This is a genomic window from Rapidithrix thailandica (assembly GCF_039710355.1).
GTDB classification, from domain to species: domain Bacteria; phylum Bacteroidota; class Bacteroidia; order Cytophagales; family Flammeovirgaceae; genus Rapidithrix; species Rapidithrix thailandica.
On sequence record NZ_JBDKWZ010000002.1, the window covers coordinates 173,114 to 198,221 of the forward strand.

The 25,108-nt window shown below is 43.5% G+C and carries 20 protein-coding genes; 19 read left to right on the plus strand and 1 reads right to left on the minus strand.

The window, feature by feature from the left end; translation table 11 throughout:
- Positions 1 to 3: 3 nt before the first annotated feature.
- Positions 4 to 1,419 carry a MocR-like pyridoxine biosynthesis transcription factor PdxR gene (gene pdxR, locus AAG747_RS04205; protein ID WP_346819882.1) on the minus strand — a complete coding sequence of 472 codons (1,416 nt, stop codon included), beginning with the start codon at positions 1,417 to 1,419 and terminating at the stop codon, positions 4 to 6.
- A gap of 96 nt (positions 1,420 to 1,515) precedes the next feature.
- Here pdxR and AAG747_RS04210 point away from each other — a divergent pair, with 96 nt between their 5' ends.
- The 19 genes from AAG747_RS04210 to AAG747_RS04300 all read left to right on the plus strand — a co-directional run bounded on the left by AAG747_RS04210 (position 1,516) and on the right by AAG747_RS04300 (position 25,062).
- The gene (locus AAG747_RS04210; RefSeq protein WP_346819883.1) at positions 1,516 to 1,977 is read left to right on the plus strand and encodes a cupin domain-containing protein; all 462 of its coding nucleotides are present in this window, start codon (positions 1,516 to 1,518) and stop codon (positions 1,975 to 1,977) included.
- Positions 1,978 to 2,045: 68 nt separating this feature from the next.
- Entirely contained in the window at positions 2,046 to 2,948 is a 903-nt protein-coding gene (locus AAG747_RS04215) for a dihydrodipicolinate synthase family protein (RefSeq protein ID WP_346819884.1), read from the plus strand.
- A gap of 66 nt (positions 2,949 to 3,014) precedes the next feature.
- Positions 3,015 to 3,761: a YggS family pyridoxal phosphate-dependent enzyme gene (locus AAG747_RS04220; RefSeq protein ID WP_346819885.1), complete on the plus strand. Its 747-nt coding sequence runs from the start codon at positions 3,015 to 3,017 to the stop codon at positions 3,759 to 3,761.
- Positions 3,762 to 3,897: 136 nt separating this feature from the next.
- Positions 3,898 to 4,494 carry a superoxide dismutase gene (locus tag AAG747_RS04225; RefSeq protein WP_346819886.1) on the plus strand — a complete coding sequence of 199 codons (597 nt, stop codon included), beginning with the start codon at positions 3,898 to 3,900 and terminating at the stop codon, positions 4,492 to 4,494.
- Positions 4,487 to 4,942, plus strand: coding sequence for a tetratricopeptide repeat protein (locus tag AAG747_RS04230; protein ID WP_346819887.1), 456 nt, complete (start codon positions 4,487 to 4,489; stop codon positions 4,940 to 4,942). Before AAG747_RS04225 ends, AAG747_RS04230 begins: the two co-directional genes overlap by 8 nt.
- Before the next feature lie 82 nt (positions 4,943 to 5,024).
- A complete protein-coding gene (locus AAG747_RS04235; protein WP_346819888.1) occupies positions 5,025 to 5,195 on the plus strand; it encodes a hypothetical protein in 171 nt (56 codons plus the stop codon).
- A 267-nt stretch (positions 5,196 to 5,462) separates the two neighbouring features.
- Positions 5,463 to 6,401 (plus strand): NAD(P)/FAD-dependent oxidoreductase, encoded by a 939-nt coding sequence (locus AAG747_RS04240; RefSeq protein WP_346819889.1) that lies wholly within the window; start codon positions 5,463 to 5,465, stop codon positions 6,399 to 6,401.
- 205 nt (positions 6,402 to 6,606) lie between these two features.
- Entirely contained in the window at positions 6,607 to 7,596 is a 990-nt protein-coding gene (locus AAG747_RS04245) for a FecR family protein (protein WP_346819890.1), read from the plus strand.
- A gap of 535 nt (positions 7,597 to 8,131) precedes the next feature.
- Positions 8,132 to 11,626 carry a SusC/RagA family TonB-linked outer membrane protein gene (locus tag AAG747_RS04250; protein WP_346819891.1) on the plus strand — a complete coding sequence of 1,165 codons (3,495 nt, stop codon included), beginning with the start codon at positions 8,132 to 8,134 and terminating at the stop codon, positions 11,624 to 11,626.
- 51 nt (positions 11,627 to 11,677) lie between these two features.
- Positions 11,678 to 13,159, plus strand: coding sequence for a SusD/RagB family nutrient-binding outer membrane lipoprotein (locus tag AAG747_RS04255; protein ID WP_346819892.1), 1,482 nt, complete (start codon positions 11,678 to 11,680; stop codon positions 13,157 to 13,159).
- A 48-nt stretch (positions 13,160 to 13,207) separates the two neighbouring features.
- Positions 13,208 to 14,470, plus strand: coding sequence for a purple acid phosphatase family protein (locus tag AAG747_RS04260; RefSeq protein ID WP_346819893.1), 1,263 nt, complete (start codon positions 13,208 to 13,210; stop codon positions 14,468 to 14,470).
- Positions 14,471 to 14,558: 88 nt separating this feature from the next.
- Complete coding sequence (locus tag AAG747_RS04265; protein ID WP_346819894.1) at positions 14,559 to 14,852, plus strand: hypothetical protein; 294 nt, start codon at positions 14,559 to 14,561, stop codon at positions 14,850 to 14,852.
- On the plus strand, positions 14,773 to 15,444 hold the full coding sequence (locus AAG747_RS04270) for a glycerophosphodiester phosphodiesterase family protein (protein ID WP_346819895.1): 672 nt from the start codon (positions 14,773 to 14,775) through the stop codon (positions 15,442 to 15,444). Before AAG747_RS04265 ends, AAG747_RS04270 begins: the two co-directional genes overlap by 80 nt.
- Positions 15,445 to 15,552: 108 nt before the next feature.
- Positions 15,553 to 17,709, plus strand: a complete 2,157-nt coding sequence (locus AAG747_RS04275; RefSeq protein ID WP_346819896.1) for a ligand-binding sensor domain-containing protein — start codon at positions 15,553 to 15,555, stop codon at positions 17,707 to 17,709.
- A 318-nt stretch (positions 17,710 to 18,027) separates the two neighbouring features.
- On the plus strand, positions 18,028 to 18,603 hold the full coding sequence (locus AAG747_RS04280) for a DJ-1/PfpI family protein (protein WP_346819897.1): 576 nt from the start codon (positions 18,028 to 18,030) through the stop codon (positions 18,601 to 18,603).
- Positions 18,604 to 18,772: 169 nt separating this feature from the next.
- Positions 18,773 to 21,175, plus strand: a complete 2,403-nt coding sequence (locus AAG747_RS04285; RefSeq protein WP_346819898.1) for a GH92 family glycosyl hydrolase — start codon at positions 18,773 to 18,775, stop codon at positions 21,173 to 21,175.
- A 720-nt stretch (positions 21,176 to 21,895) separates the two neighbouring features.
- Positions 21,896 to 22,375 (plus strand): hypothetical protein, encoded by a 480-nt coding sequence (locus tag AAG747_RS04290; protein ID WP_346819899.1) that lies wholly within the window; start codon positions 21,896 to 21,898, stop codon positions 22,373 to 22,375.
- A 9-nt stretch (positions 22,376 to 22,384) separates the two neighbouring features.
- Positions 22,385 to 23,848: a sodium:solute symporter family transporter gene (locus AAG747_RS04295; RefSeq protein WP_346819900.1), complete on the plus strand. Its 1,464-nt coding sequence runs from the start codon at positions 22,385 to 22,387 to the stop codon at positions 23,846 to 23,848.
- Positions 23,849 to 23,967: 119 nt separating this feature from the next.
- Entirely contained in the window at positions 23,968 to 25,062 is a 1,095-nt protein-coding gene (locus AAG747_RS04300) for an aspartate/ornithine carbamoyltransferase family protein (protein ID WP_346819901.1), read from the plus strand.
- Positions 25,063 to 25,108: the final 46 nt, after the last annotated feature.

The window sequence follows — 25,108 nt, forward strand, 5'->3', positions numbered from 1 at the left end:
CTTCTATAATAACTTTGCCAAGGCCTGAACCCCGCATTCCAATTCCTCTTTTGTCGGGGATGCATAGCCTAATCGTAAGCCATTTACCGGTTGGGCAAAGCTAAAGTGCTCCGGTGACATAATTTTTATGTTTTTCTCCAGCAGTTTCTCGTGGATGGACTTCAAGCTTTCCGGGTGTAAGGGTTCCAGCCAATACGCGAGCCCTCCTTCCGGTGGGGTAAACCTGACTTTTTCGCCCAAGTAGTGCTTTAATAAGGTTTCAAAAAAATCTTTTTTGTCTTTATAAATCCCCGAAGCTCTTTTTAAATGCCGCCTGATCTCACCGTCTTGGATGAGTTGAAGTACTGCTTGTTCCATTATATTATCACCTTGTACATCAATGAGTTTGCGTAGACTTCCTGCGCTTTTGATAAAAGCTTCGTTGCTCACCAAGTATCCAATACGTAAGGCTGGGGCCACTACTTTGCTCATGGAGCCTATATAGATGTAATTTCCGGTTTCTTTGTAACTGGATAAGGGAAGCAGGGGGCGTTGCCCGAAGTGAAACTCATGGTCATAATCATCTTCAATCAGGGTGAATCCATGCTTGTTAGAAAGGTCAATTAAATGCAAACGCCTTGATAAACTCAGTGAAACGGTGGTGGGGAATTGATGATGGGGAGTAAGAAATACGGCTTTGACAGGACCTTGGGTTTTTATCAATGTCTCCACTTCTTCTAGACAAATTCCTTCTGCATCCACATTGACCGGAAGGAGTTGTGCACCTGCTTTTTCCAGGGTTTGCCAGGCGGGCTTGTACCCGGGGTTTTCAATGATGACTTTGTCTCCTTTTGCCAATAGGTTTTGTGCGGCCAAGTACATCGCCATTTGACTTCCTCTGGTAATGCAAATTTGACCGGTAGAAACATGCATTCCCCTTTTAAAGTTGAGCATTTTGGCAATTGCCTCCCGGAATCCGATATCCCCCAAGGGATCGCTGTAGCCCATTAATCGCCAGCGGGCTTTTTGGTTAAAGAGTTGGCGGTAGGCCCTGGCCAGTTCATTCATGGGGGCCAGTTTGCTGTCCGGTACGCCATCATCGAAGACGATACGTGGAGTCGTATTAACCTTTTCTGTGACTTGCTGTTTGAAATGTTGTGCTGTGTGCTTTTCAACTTTTGGTAAATTTTTAGCCACAAAAGTTCCTTTTCTTTCTTTGGATATCAGCCACCCTTCGGTCAATAGTACATCCAATGCTTCCACTACCGTATTCCGGTTAACTGTCAATAGACCCGCCAACCTTCGGCTTCCGGGCAGTGCGTCCCCACTTTTCAGTTTCCCTTCTTGAATCGCATCAATGATGGCATCGGCTATTTGTAAATACACCGCTTTTTCACTGTGATAAGTAAGCTCGATTTGTAAATCCCAAGGTCTTAGCATCTGGACTGGTTGTTTTTATGATTTCTGTACCACAAAGGTAGTCCAGGTATGCGATACATTTGCATCATCACTCAGTAAAACTTAAAAAAATAACTTATGAGCACAGAAAAAAAGCAATTCAGTTCAAACGATTTTCACAAGACATTTGCCAGACCCACTTTTGTGAAACCCTCTAAGATTATTCACAAAAATGTAGAAGAGGAAGGGGTACACAACCAATTTTCAACCGAGCGGAAACACCCGGTTTTCTTTGTGGATCTCCCTACCAAAAATATCAGCATGACTATTGGCGGGTTGCTTCCGGATCAGATCACGAATCGCCACAGACATACATATGAAACCGTACTGTATGTAGTAGAAGGTGAAGGTTGGACGGAAATTGAAGACGAACGAGTAGAATGGAAAGCCGGAGATGCCGTGTATATCCCAAGTTGGGCTTGGCACCGTCATGGCAATTTGAACAAAGATCAAAGTGCCAAATACATCGCATGTGAAAATGCTCCTCAACTCCAAAATTTAGGAGTAGCCCTTCGTGAAGAAGAAGGAAGAGACTTGTAACATCTATTGCCCTCTTTCGTGAGGGCTCCTCATTCCTGTTATTACCTTAAATCTTGATAAAAATACACATGAAAAATGTCCCTTTTGAAGGCGTGATTGCCTATCCTATTACACCTTTTGATGAGAAGGAAAATGTAAATATCCCCTTGTTTAAGCAGTTAGTGGAGAGGTTGGTGGTGAATGGTTCGCAGGGGATTGCTCCTTTGGGAAGTACCGGGGTACTACCTTATTTGACCGATGAAGAAAAAGAGGAACTGACAGAAGCGACTATGCAACAAGTGGCTGGCCGGGTACCGGTATTGGTGGGGGTGTCTAACTTGACTACTGAAAGAACCCTTTATCATGCAAAATTCGCTGAAAAAGCCGGAGCTACAGCGGTAATGATTTTACCGATGAGCTATTGGAAGTTGACCGAAGAGGAAATTGTAAAACATTATGATACGGTAGCCCGGCATATTTCCATTCCGATAATGGCTTATAATAATCCGGCTACAGGAGGGATTGATATGTCACCGGCTCTGCTCAAGCGTTTGTTGGAGATTCCGAATGTGACCATGATTAAAGAAAGTACCGGAGATGTACAAAGGATGCATTACCTGCGCAAAGAGTTGGGAGAAGAGGTTGCATTTTTCAACGGATCTAATCCTTTGGCATTGGCAGCTTTTGCTGCAGGGGCAAAAGGTTGGTGTACTGCCGCACCTAACTTGATTCCGGAACTCAATTTGGCCCTGTACGAAGCCATTCAAAAGAATGATTTGGCAGAAGCGCAAAAGGTATTTTACAAACAAGTTAACCTGTTGAAGTTTATCGTCCAGAAAGGCCTTCCAAGAACAGTTAAAGCGGGACTCAATATTCTTGGCGAAGAAGGTGGGCAGCTTCGAAGTCCGCTACAGCCACTTTCTGAAGTGGAAAACCAGGAATTGGTTTCCCTGTTGAAAGAATGTGATATTTTAAGCCCAAGCTTTGGGTAAATTTTCTCACCTCTACTTTGAAGCCATCCAAAGTAGAGGTTTTTTTTCTCAAAGATATCTTTTTCTATGAAGCATAACATATTAACCAATTTATCTCATGTAAAAGCGCGGGTGAAAGCGGCTTGTTTGAAAGCGGGAAGAGATCCCGGATCTGTGAAATTGTTATTGGCGACCAAAACGGTCAGTGCCGAAAATATCCGGATAGCCATGGAGGCCGGAGAGTCACTGCTTGGTGAAAATAAAGTGCAGGAATTAAAAAGTAAATACGAGGCGTTACATCCTTTTTCGAACCAACTGCATTTTATCGGTCACTTGCAAACGAACAAAGTAAAAGAAGTCATTAAGTACGCAACTTGCATCCAATCGGTTGACCGGATCAGGTTAGCGGAAAAACTCCAAAACCGCCTGACATTTGAAGATAGAAGGATGGATGTTTTTATCCAAGTGAATACCTCTTATGAACAAAGTAAGTTTGGCGCAGCCCCGGAAAACACCCTTAAACTTATACAGGAAGTATCGAGTATGGACCGATTGAAAATCAAAGGTTTAATGACTATTGGGTTATTCAGTGCCGAGCCTGAAAAAGTCCGGAAATGTTTCCGCTTATTAAAAAACTTGCAAGAACAAGCCATGGCATTGAACTTACCGGGTGTGTCGTTGGACGAGCTTTCCATGGGGATGAGTGGTGACCTGGAAATTGCGATTGAAGAAGGGGCCACAATGGTGAGAGTAGGTACTGCGATTTTTGGGAAAAGACCTTATCCGGATAGTTACTATTGGAATGAAAATAACGGACCAAAGGCTTACCTGTAATCCACAAACCTGTGTCCGTTTTCCATTTTGATTCGGAATGAAAAACGCTTTTGTTGTTTGATAGTCTATTTAGATTTTATAATTTTGTTATATCTAAAAATAAATTTAGGTTAGACTAAAAATAAAATCTACTACTATGTACCAATTACCGGATTTACCTTTTGATAAGAAAGTGTTTGAGCCCATCATTACGGAGGAGGGCTTTGACTACCATCATGGAAAACATCATAATGCCTATGTCAACAATTTGAATAGGCTCATTCAAGACACCCATTGGTCAGAGCTGCCACTGGAAAAGATTATTGTCAAAAGTTTAGAAGAGCAAAATATCGGCTTGTTTAACAATGCCGCCCAGCATTTTAACCATAGTTTTTATTGGAATTGCTTATCGGAAAAAGGAGGAGGGCTTCCTAAAGGGCATATCGCGCAACTGATTGATTCGGGTTTTGGCTCATTTGAAAACTTCAAACAACAGTTTTCACAAGCCGCAGTACAGTTGTTCGGGTCGGGTTGGGCTTGGTTGGTTTTGAACAAGGAGGACAAACTGGATATCGCCTCTTTAAAAGATGCCAACACCCCCATCACCAATGGTCAAACCCCTATTTTGACATTGGATGTATGGGAGCATGCCTATTACATCGACCATCGCAACCAACGGCCAAGGTTTGTGGAAGGTTTCTGGGAAATGGTGAATTGGGACTTTGCCAATCAAAACCTGAAGGGCCATGAGTGAGTTTTGTTTGAAACATATCGAAGAAGCCTGGAAAGTGAAGACCAATCTGGCCAATAAGTTGTTCGACAAAGGCTGTTTCGACCAAGCCTTGACAGGGTATACGGAGTCGTTGGCCCGGGCAGAAGTATTGAATCAACATAGGGAATCCTGTAAATCTTACGGGATTCCTTTTGTCCAGGTATTTATTATTTCTTGTAATAATTTATCCAATACATACAGTGAATTGGGGCTTTACCAGGAGGCAGACAGGATGTTGAAGCGAAGCATTTGTTATATCGCCCATTTGTTGAGTTTAAAAAAGAAAAAATTAGACGAGTACATAGAGCTTCAAAAAGAGTTGGGAAGAGCTATACTTTATTATAAGGAATTTTTAAAACATTCCGGCAAGGTAAAAATAGAAGCGTTGTGGCTGGATGATATCGTACAGGAGTATTTAGGGAAAATGTAATAAAGGATCGGGAAAACTTTGGAGGCTTAAGTATTACTGATTCTACTCAACATTCACGATTAAGCAAATAAAAACAGGGAATATGGATTATGTGATTGAACTTCTTATGTCCGAAAAGAGAAACCTGGAAAAACGGATTAAACAAGACGAATTGTTACATAAAGATATGCGGAAAGCGACCATTGCTTTAAAGCAATTGACACAGTTAAAATTAGCCATTAAATACCTACGGCAAAAAAACAAATTGAGGTGAGCGGCAAAGTATTTCTTTATTTCATCCATTGCAAAAAAAGAAGGAATCTATGGGGTAGAAAGGCCAGCTAGCTGATAAAAACACGAAATAATGATATTTTCAATCTGATACAAAAACGGTATGGTTCTGCTTGATTTAAAAGGGATGGAAAAAGTCTATTAGTATATCCTTGTACCTCAGTTCTTTTCGCAAGGACTGGGAAATCCACAATCAACCTTTGGCTTTATTTAGGCATTCTATGAGTAAGTAGTAATAAATAAAGCATATATGAGCGACAAAAATCTGGATGTGATTGTAATTGGTGGCGGTCCGGCAGGGATGAATGCTGCCTTGGTTTTGGGAAGAGCTATGGTGAATGCCGTGGTGATTAATGAAGAAAACCCCCGAAACCGGATAACGCAAGGCTCTTATGGATTTGTGACCCGGGATGGTATCCATCCCTTGGAATTTTTAAAGATTGCAAAACACCAATTAGAAAAATACAATACGGTGCAGTATGTCAGAGGGCTCGTGGCCGGCGTGAAAAGAGAAGACGAAGGTTATCTGGTGAATACACAAAATAATGATGTTTTTAAGGCTCCGCGAGTCGTCTTTGCTACTGGGTATAAAGACGATTTGAGACAAGCTAACTTAAAAGGTGTAGAAAAAGTTTATGGAATATCGGTCTTTCCCTGCCCTTTTTGCGATGGATGGGAAAGAAAAAATCAACCTTTGGCTTTGTTCGGAGAAGAAAGGTATGTGGTGGATTTTGCCAAAACAGTGAGCAATTGGACCAAAGACCTGATTGTCTTTACCAATGGGAAGAAGATGGTTTCCGAGGCAGAGAAGAAAATGCTGTTGAGGCACCATGTCGAAGTAGAAGAAGAAAAGGTTTCGGAACTTTTGTCGGAAAACGGACAGCTTACCGGAGTAGAATTGCTCAGTGGAAAAGTTGTACACCGGACGGGCGGTTTCCTGATGAATACAGGTGGTCAACAATCGACCTTATTCCCTGTACAGCTAGGGGTTGAGGAAGAAGAATACGGAACTTACGAAACCAACCAATGGGGAAAAACCAGTGTTGAAGGCATTTATATAGTTGGCGATGCTAAAAATAGTTTTACAGGAAGCATTAACTCCGCTGCCGAAGGGTTTACCGTGGCAGAAATGATTGTACATGAAATCATTGACGAGCGTTGGGACTCTCAACCCTCATTCTTCTTTTAAACTCCAATATCTATCTCTTTTTGTTCAATAAATAGCCCATTGTTACTAACAATGGGCTATTTGCGTTGTTAATCTTTTTAACACCTATCATACATTTTTTACCATTTTTCTGGGTTTGAGAAAAAAAGTAAATTTTTTTGAGGGCATTTTAAGGTTTGCCGGTACATAGTAGTAAAAGCAGTAAAAATCCATTTTGACGGAAACAATGCCTGAATATAATTCCATAGAAGATTTTTTGAGTGACAGCAGCTTTGTGGAGTGGGTGCGTCAGACCCAACAATCTCCACAATGGGAACAGTGGCTCCTAGATCATCCGGAGAAACGAGTTTTGGCAGAGCAGGCAACTGACTTGTTGAAGGCCATGGAGTTTACTGTGGAGGCTCCCGGGATGGAAGAGATGTTTACGGTCAAACAAGAGATCGATGCACAAATTGCCCGGAAAGAAGAAGCATTGGGGAAGGGTAAACAAAGAAATATAGGTAAGTATTGGTATGCATCGATAGCAGCAGTGATTACACTTTTACTTGTTTGGGGGAGCGTTTGGTGGTGGGGAAACGCACCTGAAAAGACAATCTACAGTACTGCTTTTGGCCAGATGGATTCCTTATGGTTGGAAGACGGCACCTTGGTTTTGCTTAATGGGAATACACGTTTGGAAGTGGCCAAGCAGTGGAGTACAGCTCCTAAACGGGAAGTTTGGTTGGAAGGAGAAGCCTTTTTTTATGTGAAAAAATCACCGGATCATCCGTTTGTAGTGCATTCCAGTGTCTCTGAAGTGAAAGTGTTGGGAACGGCCTTTAATATGGAGGCAAGGGCGGAGCATAGTGAAGTGTATCTGGAAGAAGGAAAAGTCGAAGTAACCCATACAAATACCCGTCAAAAATTGCTGTTATCGCCCAATGAATTGGCCATTGTGGAGGTGAATCAGTTAACGAAACAAACTGTAAAAGGGGCTGCCATTGTGGCTTGGCGGAAGCAGCTATTGGCATTTGACAATGCAACTTTAGAGGCTGTAGCCCGGGAGCTTCGCAATACGTTTGGGTATGAAGTCCAATTTGCCAATGATTCGTTAAGGCATCTGCTTTTTACCGGGAGCAGTGCTGCCGACAACCTTTCTTTGTTGGTGAAAAGCATTGCCCAAGTGCATAATCTGACCATTACTACAGATAAAAATACCATTAGCGTAAGCCGTTGAACCAGGCGGCTTTACAGACATACAACTAACCTTTTCAAGGTTCAACCAGCAAAAAATATCTACAGTCGACTATTTCTTTATTGTGAAGTGAATTAACCTTTTTCTTTTTCCTAAAAAAATGTTTCGAAAACGCCTCCTCTGTGTTACTTTTTTCAACAATAGCTTTGGCTATTCTCTTAAAAAAAGTGCCTTGATGAGCCGGTTTTGATTCCATGTTCGGTCAAAAACTATACGTTTAAACCGCTTCTGTTTTAACTTTCGAAAGTAAAAAACGCATGGGTAGTAAAAAGCAACCAGTGAGCTGCCCACGACTAACTTAGGTAAATCCCTTACTGATACCAGGTTGGGTAATCTATTAAGTGCAGGATAAGTGCTTAATGGGTTTGACCAGCTTTGAGGGAGCGCTTTATTTGATTTGAGGATTGTACGAAGGCTGCTCTGAACAAGGGCGTTTGGCCATGACTCATTTCATCGGAAACTCCCTGATTAACATTGACAAAATGAGTCAAAAACATTTACCTAATTTTCGAACCTTATGCAAAATAGAACTACTAGCTTACAACTGTTAGTGTTTTTTATCTTACTGGCTTTTCAGCATGGGTTGAGTGCTCAAGAGGGCTCGTCCAAACACCTTGCATCTAACCAAGAAAAAGTATCGCTAAACGAAATACTCAAAGAATTGTCGACCAGACATGCCTTGAGTTTAAATTATAATCCGGAAACCGTACAAAAAATATTTTTACCCAAGCACCAATTGCCGTCCCAGCAATTACCGGCCGAAGAATACTTACAGGTATTGGTAAAAAAGGTAGACTTAAATTGTATCAAACTCGATGAAAATCATTTTGTAATCAAACCTTCAGCTTCGATATCGCAACAGGAACGCATCCAAGTGAGTGGTAAGGTGGTGGATGAGCAGAATCAGCCCTTACCTGGTGTGAACGTATTGGAAAAGGGAAGCTCCAACGGGACTATTACGGATGCAGACGGGCAGTTCAGCCTGCAAATAGCGGGGCGTAATAGTAGCCTATTGTTCAGTTTTGTAGGGTATCAGAGTCAGGAAATAGCCGTTGGAAAGCGAAGGGAATTCAGGGTTGCTTTAGCGATGTCTTCCAAAGAACTTACGGAAGTGGTCGTTACTGCCTTGGGAATCAGTAGAGAACAACGGGCGTTGGGCTACTCGGTGGCCCAGCTGGATGGAGACGCGGTAAGTAAAGTGAAAGAAGCCCATGTGGTGAATTCCCTGGCAGGAAAAGTGGCCGGGGTAAATATCCGGAACACCAGCCCGGATGCGGGTTCTTCGGTGCTGATTACAATCCGGGGACAATCGTCTCTAACGGGCAATAATCAGCCTTTGTTTGTGATTGACGGGGTGCCTGTGGTAACGAACAATGCCAATGTATCTTCTTCTACGGATGCCCCGATAGATTTTGGAAATCCCGCCATTGACATCAATCCGGACGATGTGGCCAGTATTTCTATCTTGAAGGGGGCAAGTGCAGCGGCCTTGTACGGTTCGCGGGCCGGTAACGGTGTGGTTCTGATTACGACCAAATCAGGGAAAGGAGCGAAAAAAGGATTGGGTGTCAGTTTTAATTCTTCTGTTACCTTGGATCAGCCTTGGTTATATCCCGAGTTTCAAAACGAGTTTGGGGCCGGCGACCGGGAAGGAACCAATGAAACACTATCCGATGCTTCCTGGGGGCCTCGGTTGGATAAAGGAACGAAACATTTGCAATGGGACAGCCCTCTGGATGGCGAAGGCAAACCCCTTCCGACCGATTGGGTGGCTTATCCCGACCGGCACAAAGACTTCTTTCAGACGGGGCAGACATTTAATAATAACATTGCTATCACAGGAAATTATAACGAAGGCGATTTCCGGTTTTCTTATTCCAATTTATACAACCGGGGGATTGTACCGAATACCAATCTGAAAAAGAACAATTTTAACTTGAATGCGGGGTATCACCTTGCTAAAAACTTGAAGGTGAGGGGGACGGTGTCTTATATCCAGTCGGAAAGTGACAACCGTCCTGCCAGTTATAAATCTTCCGAAAATATCATAGAAACTCTTTACCGGACCACGCCTAATATCAATGTCGTCAAATTATCGGATTACTGGATGGAGAATCGCAAAGATTTAGAGCAAAAATCACATTTGCCGGGAGAGGCTGACAATCCCTACTTTGTGGTGCATGAAAATACCAATAGCTTTCTTCGCAACCGGGTAATTGGCAATGTAAAACTGGACTATGAAATAGTGCCGGGTTTAAGTGTAATGCTGCGTTCGGGGGTTGATTTTTATAATGAAGAAAGAGAAAACAAACGGGCCTTTAGTACTTTGAAATATCCTAAAGGGGCCTATATGATGCAGAAACTGTATTACCAAGAAATAAACCACGATTTTCTGTTAACATACAACAAAAGTATCCATGATCACCAATGGTACTTCTCTTTCTCTTTGGGGGGTAACCGGATGGATCGTAAAATCCGAGATTCGGCCCATAAAGCTGAACGCTTGAACTTGGCGAAGGTGTACAATGTGTCCAATGCGGCTGCCGGAACCTTGATCGGCACACAAAACAATTCCTGGAAACGGGTGAACAGCATTTATGGAATGGCCCAGTTTGCCTATCAGAATATGATCTTTCTGGATGTAACCGCCCGGAATGACTGGTCTAGCACTTTGCCTTTGGAGAATAATGCCTATTTCTACCCTTCGGTTTCTTTTAGTACGGTCTTTACCGACTTGTTCAAAATAGACAGCCGGTTCTTTTCCTATGGAAAGATCCGCGCAAATTTTGCACAGGTGGGGAATGACACCGGACCGTACCAGCTGTACAATACCTATGATTTCGAAAATGATTGGGGGGATGTAAAAAGAGCGTCTATTTCTACATTATTAAAAAACAGCAGGTTAAAACCGGAAATCAGTACCACCTATGAAGGTGGGGTGGATTTACAATTCTTTAATGGCAGAATCGGTCTGGACCTTACTTATTATAAAACCAGTAGTAGAAATCAAATTATTCGCATCCCGACCAGTATCACTTCCGGAGCTTCGGAAAAACTGGTGAATGCCGGAGAAATCCAAAATTCCGGTTGGGAGATTGCCTTGAAGGCAACACCTGTCAAGGTTAAAAACCTGCAGTGGAATACAACCGTCAATTTTACCCGGAATGAAAATAAAGTAATTAAACTGGTTGAGGGAGTGGAACGCTTCCGTTTGGGAGAAGCTACCGGTATTTACGAAGATGTTTACGAAGGTGGGAGCCTGGGAGATTTGTATGATAAACGCACTTGGCTGACCATTAAAGAGGGGGAGCTAAAAGGCGAATATGTGGTGAACGAGGAGGGGTATCCGGTACGGGATAATACTTGGACCAAAGTAGGAAATTACAACCCCGACTTTATGTTGGGCTGGCACAACACACTCTCCTGGAAAAAGCTTCAGTTGGACTTTTTGATTGATTGGCGGAAGGGAGGTGAATTCTATGCCTATACGGCCAAAAACTTATTATCAGACGGACGGACAACAGTTACCGTACATGGCCGGGATGAGCAGTCCGGAGGCTTGCCTTGGGTAGATGGTAACGGAGTAGCCCGAAATGACGGAATGATCATTCCCGGATATATTGACAATGGTGACGGAACCTACCGGGCGAATGAGAACATTGTCAACCCCGAAGATTATTACGGCAGTATCTATTGGGATTTTGAAGAATTTTCAACCTTTAGTGCAGCCTATGTAAAGCTGCGGGAAGTCTCTTTGACCTATCACCTGGATAAACTTGCGAATTGGCCTATAAGCGGTTTGTACATTTCCTTGACCGGAAGAAATCTGTACGCATGGTTTGCCTACAAAAAGGACAACAAAAAAGGTGATTTTATTTATACGGATTATGACAAGGGCTATGACCCGGAGACACAGGTAATCCCCTCCGGAAGCGGCTTTAAGCAAGGCGTAGCTGCCTGGAGTTTGCCGGCCACCCGTTCTTTTGGGATGAAACTAGGGTTTGATTTTTAAGAAAGGATGTAGCCGTTGTGTTTAATTAATTATTCTTATAAGTAGTTGATTATGAAGTTTTTATATAAATATATTTGCTTGGGCCTGTTGATGGGGGGATTGGGGGCATGTGAATCAAATTTTGAAGAAATCAATACCAATCCCAATAAACCTGATAAAATAGCTCCGGAATTTATTTTATCGGATGTGTTGGTGCGCACTGCTTACCTCTATCAAAGCGACTCCTATATGGGGAAACTTGCATCGGTAAATCGCTATATTACCCTTACCCGGAATGAAGCGGACGACTTGTTTCACTGGACAGGAAATAGTTGGAGCGGTCAGTATGAAATCCTGGCCAATAATAAAAACCTGTACGATTTGTCATCCGAACTGGAAATGAAACACTGTCAGGCTATTTCTTTAATTATTAAATCATTTCTGTTTTCGTATACCAGTGACCTCTTTGGGGATATACCGTATAGCAAAGCACTTTTATCGAAAGAGGAAAATATCATTTACCCTTCCTATGATACACAAGAAGAAGTGTATCAGGGTGTTTTATCAGATCTGAAAACCGCCAATGAGCTCTTGTCTTCAGAAGGGTTTATCGATGAGGAAATGGATGTGATCTATCAGGGTGATGCGATGAAATGGAGAAAGTTTGCCAATTCTTTACGGCTTCGCTTGCTGTTGCGGGTATCCAATAAACTGAACGATGCCTTTGCTAAAATACAGGAAATCGCCAATGACCCCAGTACATACCCCATTTTTGAAAGTAATGAAGACAATGCCAACCTGGAATATTTGGGATTGATCACGGATAATATGTGGCCGGGAGGGGAAAATAGATTGGAAGTTTGGGATTTCGAAAAGAGGCGCCCAAGCCAAGTGCTTATACGGCATTTGTTGGAACGCAACGATCCTCGTATGAAAGTGTGGTTTAACCCGGTCAAGGCAGACCCGGCCAGTGGAATTAGTGATCAAAATGAATATGTGGGAGTGCCGCATGCTATTCCGGCTCCTTATGAATACAATGGTGGAGGGGACAATCAATCACTGTTGGCCGATATATACCGGAAGAATAACCACCCTATGGTGCAGGCCATGATGATGAATTACACCGAAGTACTATTCATTTTAGCGGAGACGGTACAAAAAGGAAATGTGACTGTAAGTGGAGAAACTGCAGAAAGCTTGTATTATAAGGCAATCGGGGCATCTATGGAGCAATACGAAGTAATGCAGGAGGCGGAAGACCAAGCGTATAACGATCAGGAGCTGGTGAAATATGACAACTCTTTAGAGCAATTGATCACTCAAAAGTGGTTGGCGCTGTGGCTGACTGGCGGAGAAGCTTGGTTTAACTTCCGGCGAACGGGGTTTCCTGTTTTCCCTATTGGCCCCCGGGCGGTGCAAAAGGTAATTCCTTCGCGGATGATTTATCCTACAGAAGAAGCAGCAACCAACGAAGTGAATTATGAACAAGCGATTGTGCAACAAGGTTGGGCGGAAGACGGGATCAATGAAAAGATATGGTATTTACAAGATTAAAATAGTAAAAAGAAAAGGTTTCTACTCAAGTAAAATCCCCTTGAACCAATGGGCAAAAACGTTAGGAGACTCATCGTATTATTCTTATCCGGTATGGTATATCATTCGGCCTATCCACAAAAACCATACACCACATCCGTGTATCCGGACCGGGTAGTGCTGAACCCAACAGCTCAAGCGGCTACTTCGATAGCGGTATCTTGGAGAACGTCTTTAGAGACAGAGAAAGGTTGGGTAGAGTTGGGAATAGCCGAAGCCGGTCCGGACCTTACACAGAAGCTGAGCCGTGTGGAGGCAAAGCGGGAGGTACATCAACTGCAAGATGGACGTACATTAGCTTATTATTCGGCAGTAATGCAAAACTTGCAACCGGGGGAATTGTATATATACCGGGCAGGAGACGGAAAACACTGGAGTGAATGGTATCAGTTCAACACGATGAAAAATGAAGATAAACTGTCTTTTGTCTTCTTTGGCGATGCGCAAAACGATTTGCGTTCTCGTTGGTCGAGAGTCGTGCGCCAGGCATATGCCGAACATCCCGGAGCGGATTTTTACTTGCATGCGGGAGATTTGGTCAATACCGGAGCTAATGATCAGGAGTGGGGCGAGTTTTTTGAAGCAGCTTCCTTTACCATGGCTTCTATTCCTCAGGTAATGACACCGGGTAATCATGAATACAAAGGAAAAGAATGGGGACTTTGCCCTCAGTGGCAGGCACAGTTTGCGTTGCCGCTCAATGGCCCGGATGGATTGAAAGAAGTGTGCTATTATGTGGATTATCCTCAGGCGAGGGTGATTTCCCTGGATGCGGAGCAAATTGATGAGTCTGAGCATTGGCGGGATGAGCAAAAAAACTGGTTGGAAAAAGTGTTGGCTGAAAATGAGAAAGCTTGGACCGTCATTACCTTTCACTATCCCATTTATTCCACCAAGCCCAACCGGGATAATGAAAAATTGCGAATGCATTTCAAACCTCTTTTTGACAAATACAAAGTGGATTTGGTTTTACAGGGGCACGATCATGGCTATGCCCGGGGAATGAAAAAGATTCCTGACAATCACGGGCAGACAATGTATGTAGTTTCGGTGAGTGGACCAAAGATGTATGAAGTGCAAAGTGCGCCTTGGATGGATCGCAAAGCGGGAAATACACAGCTCTTTCAAGTGATTGAAATAGAGGGGAACCGCTTGCAGTATCAAGCGTTTACCGCTGACCGGGTGCTTTACGATGCTTTTGAAATTATCAAGAAAAAAGGAAAGAAAATCCTAAAAAATAAAATTCCCGAACATGTGCCCGAGCGACTGTAACTGGAAGCCTTGGCAAATGCATTTATGAATAAAAAAACTCTTATCGGAGTGATCTAAATAATCAAAAAAAATTCCAATTAACTAAAAAATGAGAACCAAACAGCAGATTGACAAACAACTTCGCTATCTATTGATTTCATTACCATCAGTGCTGGGTTGGCATTTTATGCTAGCCCAGCCTATATCTTCCATGGCCACTTTGCAAACGACTTTGCTAAATCCGGCCTCCAAGACCGTGATGGTGGCTGCTCACCGGGCAGCTCATTTGAAATACCCGGAAAACTCCTTGATGGCCATTGAGCATGCCATCACCTTGGGGGGTGGATATTGTGGAACTGGATGTGCGATTAACCAAGGACAAGGTGCCTGTGATTTTGCATGATGGTACCATTGACCGGACTACCAATGGAAGTGGTAAAATTAAAGACCTGACTTGGAAGGAATTACAAAAACTTTCTTTAACGGACAAGCAAAACCAAGTTACCCCGTATAAAGTCCCTTCCTTACAGCAGGCTTTGGAACAGGCGAAAGGTAAAATTCTAATCGACCTGGATTTAAAAGTAAATTCAGTAGATGAAATTATCGCGGTAATCGAGCAATGTAAGGCGGAAGACCAAGTATTCTTCTTTGACAGTGATTATGCAATCTTAAAAGCTATACAAAAGCAAAAGCCTGAGTGGATGTTGATGCCCCGGTGCTATTCCAGCAAACATACCATTAAAGCCCTTAAATTATTTACCCCTCAAATTATCCATATTGATAAAGGATTCTATACCGCTGAAGTTGTGCAGAAAATTAAGGACGGAAAGGCTCGTGTGTGGATGAATGCCTTGGGGGATACGGACGCGGAAATCAGAAAGGGAAACGCTCAAAAAGCATTGGATGAACTGTTGCATTTTGGTGCGAATATCATCCAAACCGATGAACCGGAGCTGCTCTTGAAAGCTTTGAGAAAACGGAAACTTCATTGGTGAGGGCTGAACGTTAGACCATAGCTCCGGTAAAGGGATTTGATAAACCTTCAAAAGTATTACAGAAGCAGTTCCCCCTGTAATGTATATGATCCTCTAATGTATTTGATAATGAAAAACTATCTGATTCTCCTATGTTTAAGTATTACTTTCACTACTAATGCGCAACTAATTCAGGATACGGTATTTCAACAGGCCGTATCGCTGAAGTATTCGCTGCCCTCGGAGTTGTCGGAGGCACGCTTGAAAAAGGTGTTGGTAGATTACAATGACATCGTGTATGTATTGAGTGACAAAGGACTCTACCGGGTGTTGGAAGGACAATTATTGAAAGATATTCTCTATAGGCCTTTAGCCGGTAAAACGCCCTTGGACATCTGTCTTCAGGAGAATACAGGGTATATGTATTACCTCTATGAAGACGAGTGGCTAACCAATGCCTATGCCGGCATTCATTATGCTTCCGTACCCAAAGGCAAATACACACATTTGGCTGTGGCAGAGGATGGCCGGGTTTTATTAGTGGCCAAGGCGAGTGCCACCGTGTATCAAAAGGATGGTTTTCAAAAGATCAACCTTCCCAAAGGATCCATGGTTGCGGTCAAAGTGCATCAAGGGGTGTTTTATTACTGTACCGGCCGGGCGGTCTTTCGGTTGAATAATTTCACCTGGGAAAAAATACACGAAGGAGAAGGAATTCGGGATATTGCTTTCGGGCCAACGGATGTATACATTGCTACCCGTAAAGGTTACTATTGTTTGAGCATTCGTGACTTTAGAAATACTTTGCCTGTTCAGGAGCAATTACCTGTAAATGAGTTGAATACTTTGTTGGTAAACCAACATGATGTATGGGCGGCTACTCCTGAAGGTGCTTTTAAGTTAAGCCCCGAGGGGGCGTTCCGGTATTTTGCCTCACAAAGATGGCTGGATGAAAACAAGGTGATTGATTTGGCAGTCGACAGTGAAGGAAATGCCTATTTTCTGACTCCCGGCGGCTTGAATAAAGTGCAGTATCAAGGGCAAACCTTGGCAGAAAAAGCAACTTATTTTCAAAGAAAAATCAGACAAAAGCACATCCGTTATGGCTTGATTTCTCCACTGCGCTATCAAAAAGCCGGGGATATCCGTACCGCTCAGCTGACGGACACCGACAATGATGGCTTGTGGACGGCCTTTTATATGGGAAGCCAGGCATTTCGCTATGCCGTTACCGGAGAGGCAAAAGCCAAACGTTATGTCTGGGAGGCTTTTGAAGCGTATGAGCGCCTGTTGTCAATCAATTCCTTAGACGGTTTTCCTTCAAGGACTTTCGAGCGGAAAGGGTATAAGGTGTCCGATCCGGAACGTTGGCGGAATTCTCCGGAAGAAGCTTGGGAATGGAAAGGACATACAAGCAGCGATGAGTTTGTCGGTTATATCTGGGTAGCGGCTTTGATGGATCAATTGATTGCCCAAACCCCGGAAGAAAAATACCGGGTGGCGCAGTTTATTGATAAGATCCTTATGCATGTTCTCAATAACGATTATTATTTTGTGGACATTGACGGAAAGCCTACTACTTGGGGGCGTTGGAATCCCGAATACATCAATCAATATCCGGAAACCGTGGTGGATAGAAAATTGGGCAGTACGACCCTTATAGCCGGTTTGCAACTGGGCTACCACGTTACCGGAAAAGAGATCTATAAACGTGAAATAGAGAAACTCTTCAAGGAGCATGGGTATCTGGACAATATCCGGATTGATGTGAATTGCATTCGTACCACCCCCGGAGTGATCTATGACGGGCATAATATGGGAGCCGGAGGTTGGAATCATTCCGATGACGAAATGGCTTTTTTAACCTACTGGGTCTTGTATCACTATGCTTTGGACGGTAGTTTAAAAACAACTTACGGAGAGGTGATTGAAAATCATTGGCAAATCGAAAAACCGGAGAAAAACGCCCTCTGGAACCTGATTACGTACGGTACGGCCGGAAAGATGGATCCGGAAGCTACCGGATGGCATTTACGCGAATTCCCTATGGATTTGATACGGTACGATGTACGTAATGCTCACCGGAAAGACTTACGGTACTTACCTGAAAATTTCCGGGGACAGTCTACGGAAGAACTTTTGCCTCCTGGTGAACGGAAAATCCACCGGCACAATGCCAATCCATTTACTTTGGACGGAGGATCGGGAGGAACGGCTGAATTGGCTGGCGATGAATTTTTATTACCTTATTGGTTAGGAAGGTATTTGGAAGTAATAGATGAGTAAGGTGCTTATGCTTCAAGCCCTTCCGGGTTTTGAGAATCCGGAAGGGCTGATTTTGTACAAATAATTTAACAAAATTATAATTTGAAGGTCTCTGTAAAATCCCAAGTTTCTACTACCTTTATAGCCAAGGTAAATGGCTGTCAACTTTTTACACTGATAGCAAATGGCTTTTGATGTGTAGTCATTATCGCTGTATTTGCCTACGATAAGCTTTCAAAATTCTATTTTTTTAAGAGGATATCCATCGCTTTCGGAAAACTACAAAGTCCGGCAAAAAGAATGAATGGATGTACTCGGTATCAAAACTTAATTTGAAACATGAAAAAGATCTTATTTTTAACCGGTGATTTTGCGGAAGATTACGAAACCATGGTGCCCTTTCAAATGCTCCTGATGGTAGGGCATGAAGTGCATGCGGTTTGTCCTGACAAAAAGAAAGGCGAAACCATTAAAACTGCCATTCACGATTTTGAAGGAGACCAAACCTATACGGAAAAGCCCGGTCATAATTTCCAACTGAATTACACTTTTGACGAGGTGAAAGCAGAAGACTATGACGGGTTGGTAATAGCCGGTGGTAGAGCCCCTGAATACCTGCGCTTGAACCCGAAAGTGATTCAAATTGTACAATACTTTGCAGAAACCGATAAACCATTGGCTGCGATTTGCCACGGTATTCAAATATTGACAGCTGCCAACACCGTAAAAGGGAAAAGGCTCACTGCTTATCCGGCTGTAGGTCCTGAAGTGCGCATTGCCGGTGGAGAATATGTGGAAGTGGATCCTACCGAAGCCGTCGTGGATGGTAACTTAGTGACTTCACCTGCCTGGCCCGGACACCCACGCTTTATCGCCGAGTTTTTAAAACTGTTGGGTACGAAAATCGAATTATAAAGACACATTCGTATTGAAAAAGAGGCCTGATGTAACTGCATCAGGCCTCTTTTTTTGTTGACGCTCCTTCAATCATTCCAAAAATCTCGGTTTTCGGGGACTATTTCAAAGAGATAATTATTATGTTTGAACATATGAACAAGTAATTGTTTTAAAAATAGTTGAAAATATGCTAAAGAAAAGGATACTCGTCTTTGCCTGGGTGCTGTTCAGTTTTTGGAAGGCGGAAGCTCAACAGAAATCGCCCCTCGATTGTGTCGATCCCAATATAGGTTCCGCACATTCCCGTTGGTTTTTTTACACTCCGGCTGCCAATCCGTTTGGCATGGCCAAACCGGCTCCTTCTACCAACGGACATGAAGGCAATCAGTGGGGTTGGGAAGCGGTAGGCTATGACGACCGGCATACTTCTATTGAGGGGTTTGCTAATTTCCATGAGTTTCAAGTAGGCGGTGTGGTCTTGATGCCTTCGACCGGGAAATTACAAACGGTTCCGGGGGAAAAAGACCAGCCGGAAAGCGGCTACCGTTCCCGCTTTGACAAACCGGACGAAAAAGCAGAACCGGGTTATTACCAAGTGCTTTTGAAAGATTATCAAATAAAAGCGGAACTCACTTCTACGCCCCGGGTAGCCTTTCACCGCTACACCTACCCGGCTACTTCCGAAGCACATTTGTTGTTTGATATCGGCAATCAACAGGGCGAAAGCGGTAAAGTGCTGGATGCTTTTGTACGTTTGACGAATGAGCGTGAATTGGAAGGCTTTGTGATTACCCATCCTGAATATGTAAAAAATTACCAACCGGGAGCGCAGGTAAAAATGTATTTTGTAGCGGAATTGAGTAAAAAGCCGGAAGCTTATGGCGCTTTTTATGGCGAGGTGCAGGAGAAAGGAAAAAATACCGCAATAGGACCCGGGGCAGGTATGTATCTGCATTTTTCAATGAAAGAACAAGAAGCCTTGGAAGTAAAGGTCGGCCTGTCGTATACCAGTGTGGCCCATGCCCGGTTGAATTTGAAAACAGAAGCTGAGGGCCTGGACTTCGACCAAGCCAGAGAAAAAGCACAAGCAGTTTGGCAAAAACAGTTGGGGAAAATTCAAGTCTCGGGAGGCTTGGAAGAAGACAAAGTGAAATTTTATACCGGTTTGTACCATGCCTTGCTAGGCCGTGGCCTGACCAGTGATGTAAACGGGGCCTATCCTAAAAATAACGGGGGGATCGGGCAGATCCCTTTGAACGGAAAAGGGCAGCCTGAGTATCATCATTACAATACCGATGCAGTTTGGGGGGCTTTTTGGAACCTGACCCAACTGTGGGCCTTGGTCTATCCCCGGTATTTTTCGGAGTTTGTCCGCTGCCAGTTGGATCAATACAAAGACGCAGGCTGGTTGCCGGACGGTATTGCCGCTTCCAAATATGTGTCAGGCGTAGGAACGAATTTTATGGGGCAAGTCGTCAGCAGTGCTTACCTGCGGGGCATCCGGGATTTTGATGCGGAGCTGGCTTACGAAGCTGTAAAAAAGAACGAGATAGGCTGGATGAACCGTCCGGAGGGAGTAGGCAAAGCCGATACCAAAGTGTTTATGGAAAAGGGCTATGTGCCTTACAAAGAGATCAAAACGTATTATTCGGGCTCCAATGCAAGCGGTTCCCAGTTTTCGGCTTCTCATACCTTGGAATATAGCTTTAGCGCCTATGCCGCGGCTCAATTTGCGGAAGCATTGAATAAAAAGGAGGACATGCGGCAACTAACCGAATTGGCCAAAGGCTGGCAAAAACTGTTTGATGAGCAAAGCGGTTTTATCCGGCCCAAAGATGAGAATGGCAAATTTCTCGAAGGCTTTGACCCTTCGGAAGTCTGGAAAGGGTTTCAGGAAGGGAACTCCTGGCAATATACGTTTTATGTACCCCATGATGTCAACGGATTAGTGGAGCGAATCGGAAAAGAAACCTTTAACCAGCGTTTGGACCAATTGTTTGAACAAGCGCAAACAACCTTGTTTGGCGGAGGAAAAGAGATCAGCGCCTTTTCCGGTTTAAAAAACGTCTATAATCACGGTAATCAGCCCAGCTTGCATATCTCCTATTTGTTTAACTATTCGGGAAAACCCTGGCTTTCGCAAAAGTGGGTGCGGGAAATTTGCCGTACGTTCTATGGGACAGACGGGCAGCATGGTTATGGCTACGGGCAGGATGAAGATCAGGGCCAATTAGGGGCTTGGTTTGTACTGGCCGGTATGGGTTTGTTTGATGTGCAGGGTGGCAGTTCCTTAGAGCCTACCTTACAGCTGACCACTCCGCTGTTCAATGAGGTTCGTATCCAATTGGATGCTATGTATTATCCGGGGAAGGAATTTATCATTGAGGTTGATAAAGGGGACGCGGCAAAACACGGGTATATACAGTCAGCCCGGTGGAAGGGAAAACCGCTTCAAAACTGTTGGTTGCCATATGCCGAGGTAGTGAGTGGAGGCACCTTGGAATTGAAACTAAGTAAAAAGCCAGGAGAACAATGGGGTGTGGAACAGGCGCCACCTTCCATGTCAAAACCGTTGTTGGAAAAACAATAGCGGTTTCCAACGGTTGATTGAGAGTATGTTTAAAATTCATTTTAACCCAAAGGGTGAAATTTAAATATGTTCTTACAGACGCTCTTAATCCGGCCGGAGATACAAATACCCGATCACTTTTACTAGGAAAGTTGGTCGGGTATTTTTTATGTAAATATATTTTTGTAAAATATGAAGTTTCAGAATAATTTGAAATAAAAGAAATTGATTCCCGCTTCATGAATAGGATATGAAATAGGAGAGGGGGAGAGAGTCTCGAAGAGAGAAGGAAGTGATAGTATTGAAAGTAGTTTTGCTTATTAAATGGTATTGTAGTATAAGAATTATATCCGGAATATATTGCCGGTGAGAGGTTTTCTGTTGTCTTTTTTGTACCTTCTGTAGGTAAGCCTGTGTGTGATTTTTCTGTTAATTGTTAAAAAAACCTCAAAATACAGGGGAAATGGCTGGTATGTTCTATAGAACCTATTGTTTGAAATTTAAATTATATTTCATCCTGTAGAACATATTTTATACCTTTGCTTAAGCACTTTGCCAAATTATCACCAGTCATACATGCAGTTGAAATGCTATTTTTTACGGTGAAAATAAGTGGTTTAACCCTGAGTCTTGAGCTTTATTCTCTTCTTAAATGATTGTACATCAATGCTATTGCTTGAATAAAGTCAATTTACAAGACACAATGGAATAAAGTCCGAAATCATTATTTAAATAAAAATTATGTTCTTTGTAAAAAGACAAATATTTCTTCTCTTATTTATAATCACTTCTGTACAACTTAATTTATATGCTCAAACCCCGTCATCCTTAGAAGTGCCTGATTTTGGAGTGGATGATGGAAGCGTCTATAATTCGGGGGCTTTGCGTTTGACTTGGGTTTATGCCAAAGACCTGGTGAAACAAGATGTGGTGGAGTTTGAAGTGCAACAAGCCTCGTCCAGTGAGTTCGTTCAACAGAAAGCGATTTATCGCGGGCCGGATTTGGCAACCTTTATTTCCGGTTTGAAAAACGGTACGTATTTCTACCGGATACGGGCCTTACGTAAGGACCTGGAGAAAAAAAGCCCTTGGTCTTCCCCGCTTAGAATCGAAGTGAAGCACCATCCTCTCTCTTTGGCGTTCACCTTGGCCGGTGTAGGAACATTTGTGTTTCTAGCTACTGCCGTAGTGGTATTTCAAGGGTCGCGCAACCAAAAATAAAACCTCTTCATGAAACATCAATCAGCCATTATTTCTGAAAGTACAGGGTGGATTATGCTTTTTGCCCTGAGTGTAATTTGGATCTTACTTGGTATTTACTGGGGTAAGAAAGCAAAAAATATGGAAGGCTTTATGCTGGCCGGTCGCAATGTGGGACTCGCCTTCGGGGTGACGACCGCCATGGCGACTTGGATTACCTCCAATACGACCATGTTGGCGCCTCAGTTGGCTTTAGAATTGGGGGTATGGGGAATGGTGGCTTATTGTACCGCGTCCTTTGGCTTGATCATGTTTGCGCCTTTGGCCAAACGAATTCGCGAGTTGATGCCCAATGGTTTTACCAGCGGTGATTTTATCCGCCTGAGATACGGAAAGAGAACCTGGCATTTGTTTTTGATAATATCACTGTTTTATGGTTTTACCTGGCTGATCAGTATGGGGATGGCCGGAGGGATTTTGATGAATGCTTTGGCCGGAATTCCCTACCGCCTCGGTATGACGATCATTTTAGCCGTATGTGTGACCTATACCCTTTTCGGAGGCTTGTATGCCGTGATCGGGACCGACTTTATCCAGTCCTTAATCATTTTGGTGGGGATTGTAGTGGTAGGCTTCGGAGTAATGAATTTTATTGATTTTGACCTTATGTACGATAATCTTTTGGACGAACGCCCTATGTTGGTGAGCATGCTTTTGCCAGCTTCCATCATGGCCGTCTTTAATAATTTATTGTTTGGTATTGGAGAGATTTTTCATAGCAATGTATGGTGGAGCAGGGCCTTTGCCATGCGGAAAGGAATTGGGAAAAAAGCCTATGTGATGTCCGGGCTTTTCTGGTTGCCGGTGCCCATTGCAGCGGGCTTTATTGCCTTGACTACGGATTCGTTAGGAATCAATATCACCAGTCCGGATATGGTGGGGCCCTTGGTGTCTGCGCATATTCTCGGGGAGGTGGGAGCAGTAGTGGTATTTGCTGTTTTCTTTTGCTCCTTAGCATCCAGTATTGATAGTTTGCTTGCGGCTACTTCCGATTTGATTACGGAAGATATCTACCGGAAAATGATCCGGCCCGATGCCAGTGAACAACATATCCGAAAGGTTTCCTCCTATATCATTATCGGTTTAGGGACGCTGGCTTGGCTGGTCTGCCTGCCTCGTATTAGCGATTTGGCTACGGTGTTGTTTTTTGCCGGACCAATGGTGGGTAGTACGATTTGGCCGATCATTTCAGGTCTGTTCTGGAAAAAGGCCAGTACACAAGGGGCTTTCTGGGGCATGTTATTAGGGTCGGTTATCGGTCTGTCGGCTTATTTTTATTTGGGCTGGTATACGGCTTCTTTAATAGGGGCAGCCGTATCGATGATCACCGTACTCATATTCCGCCAGTGGCAACCCGATGAATTTGAATGGGAATCCTTGTCCGAGCCTTCAATTACCGAATCTTCATTGTCTGAACCTTCAATGTCAGAATAGAGTATGTTTTTTCCGAAAACACTATTATTGATCGTCATTATTACCGCTTTGGTGGCGATAGCAATTTCTGCTGTCATCCTTCTTGTCTTAATGATCAGAGATATCAAAACCAAAAAATTATGGTAAAAGAGAAATTTCACACATCGAAAACAACCGTCCTGGATGAAAACCCTTTGAATTCGGATGGTTTATATCCGGATCCGGAAAAATTACTATCAAAAGATACGATTAACCTGAATATTTTGAAACGGCTGGTAGGTCAGTCTGTGATTTCCGTAGACCAGTTTGATAAAGAGCTGGTTCTGGAAGTATGTAAGTTTGCGGCTTTGTTGGAATCTACGGAAATCGCTTCCAGCCACCCTTTGGATGGGAAAATAGTGATTACGGCTTTCTTTGAAGCCAGCACTCGTACCCGGCTTTCCTTTGAAAGTGCCGTGTTGCGTCTGGATGGGAAAATCGTCAGTATTGCCAATGGCAATTCTACCGGGGTGGCGAAAGGAGAGTCCTTGTCCGATATCGGAGAAATGTTTAATGCTTATGGCGATGTGGTGGTGATGCGCCATACGGAAACCGAATCGGTAGACGAAGTGATGTCCAACTTGCGGATTCCTTTGATCAATGCCGGTAATGGTTCCGGAGAACACCCTACACAAGCCTTGGCCGATTGGTTCGCTATTTTGAAATGGAAACCTCAGCTCAAAGGAGAAGTCACCAAAGAGGCCAAAATTCATCTGGGTATTTTGGGAACTCCGGGAAGCATGCGTGCCGTGAATAGCTTTTTGCGCATGTCTTTGCTGTTCAGGCAAGGTATCCGGAAGATTTCGATCGTTTCCGAAATGGCCGATCCTTTAGGGGAAGAGTTGGAGGAGCTGTTGAGTGCTTCCGGTGTGGAGTACTTTATCACCAATGATATTAATGAAGTGGTATCCGATCTGGATGTGATTTATATGAATTCCATCGCTTTTTTAGGCGATAGTTACCGCTCCTTGGACAGCCGCTTTAAGCTACATAAAGACAGCAAACTGAAAGACGATGCAGTGGTGTTGCACCCCTTAGCCCGTTTGGATGAGTTGGATCCTAACCTGGATACCACTACTCACAACTTGTATTTTACACAGGCTCATGGAGCGGTCTTTATCCGTCAGGCTTTGTTTATTTCGGTGCTCAACCGGTTTGCAAAACTACCCAAAGAGCATATTCCTTTTTCGGAATAAAGGGACGGAGGGTGTTTCCCTTCTATGCTAATAACAACAAATTTAT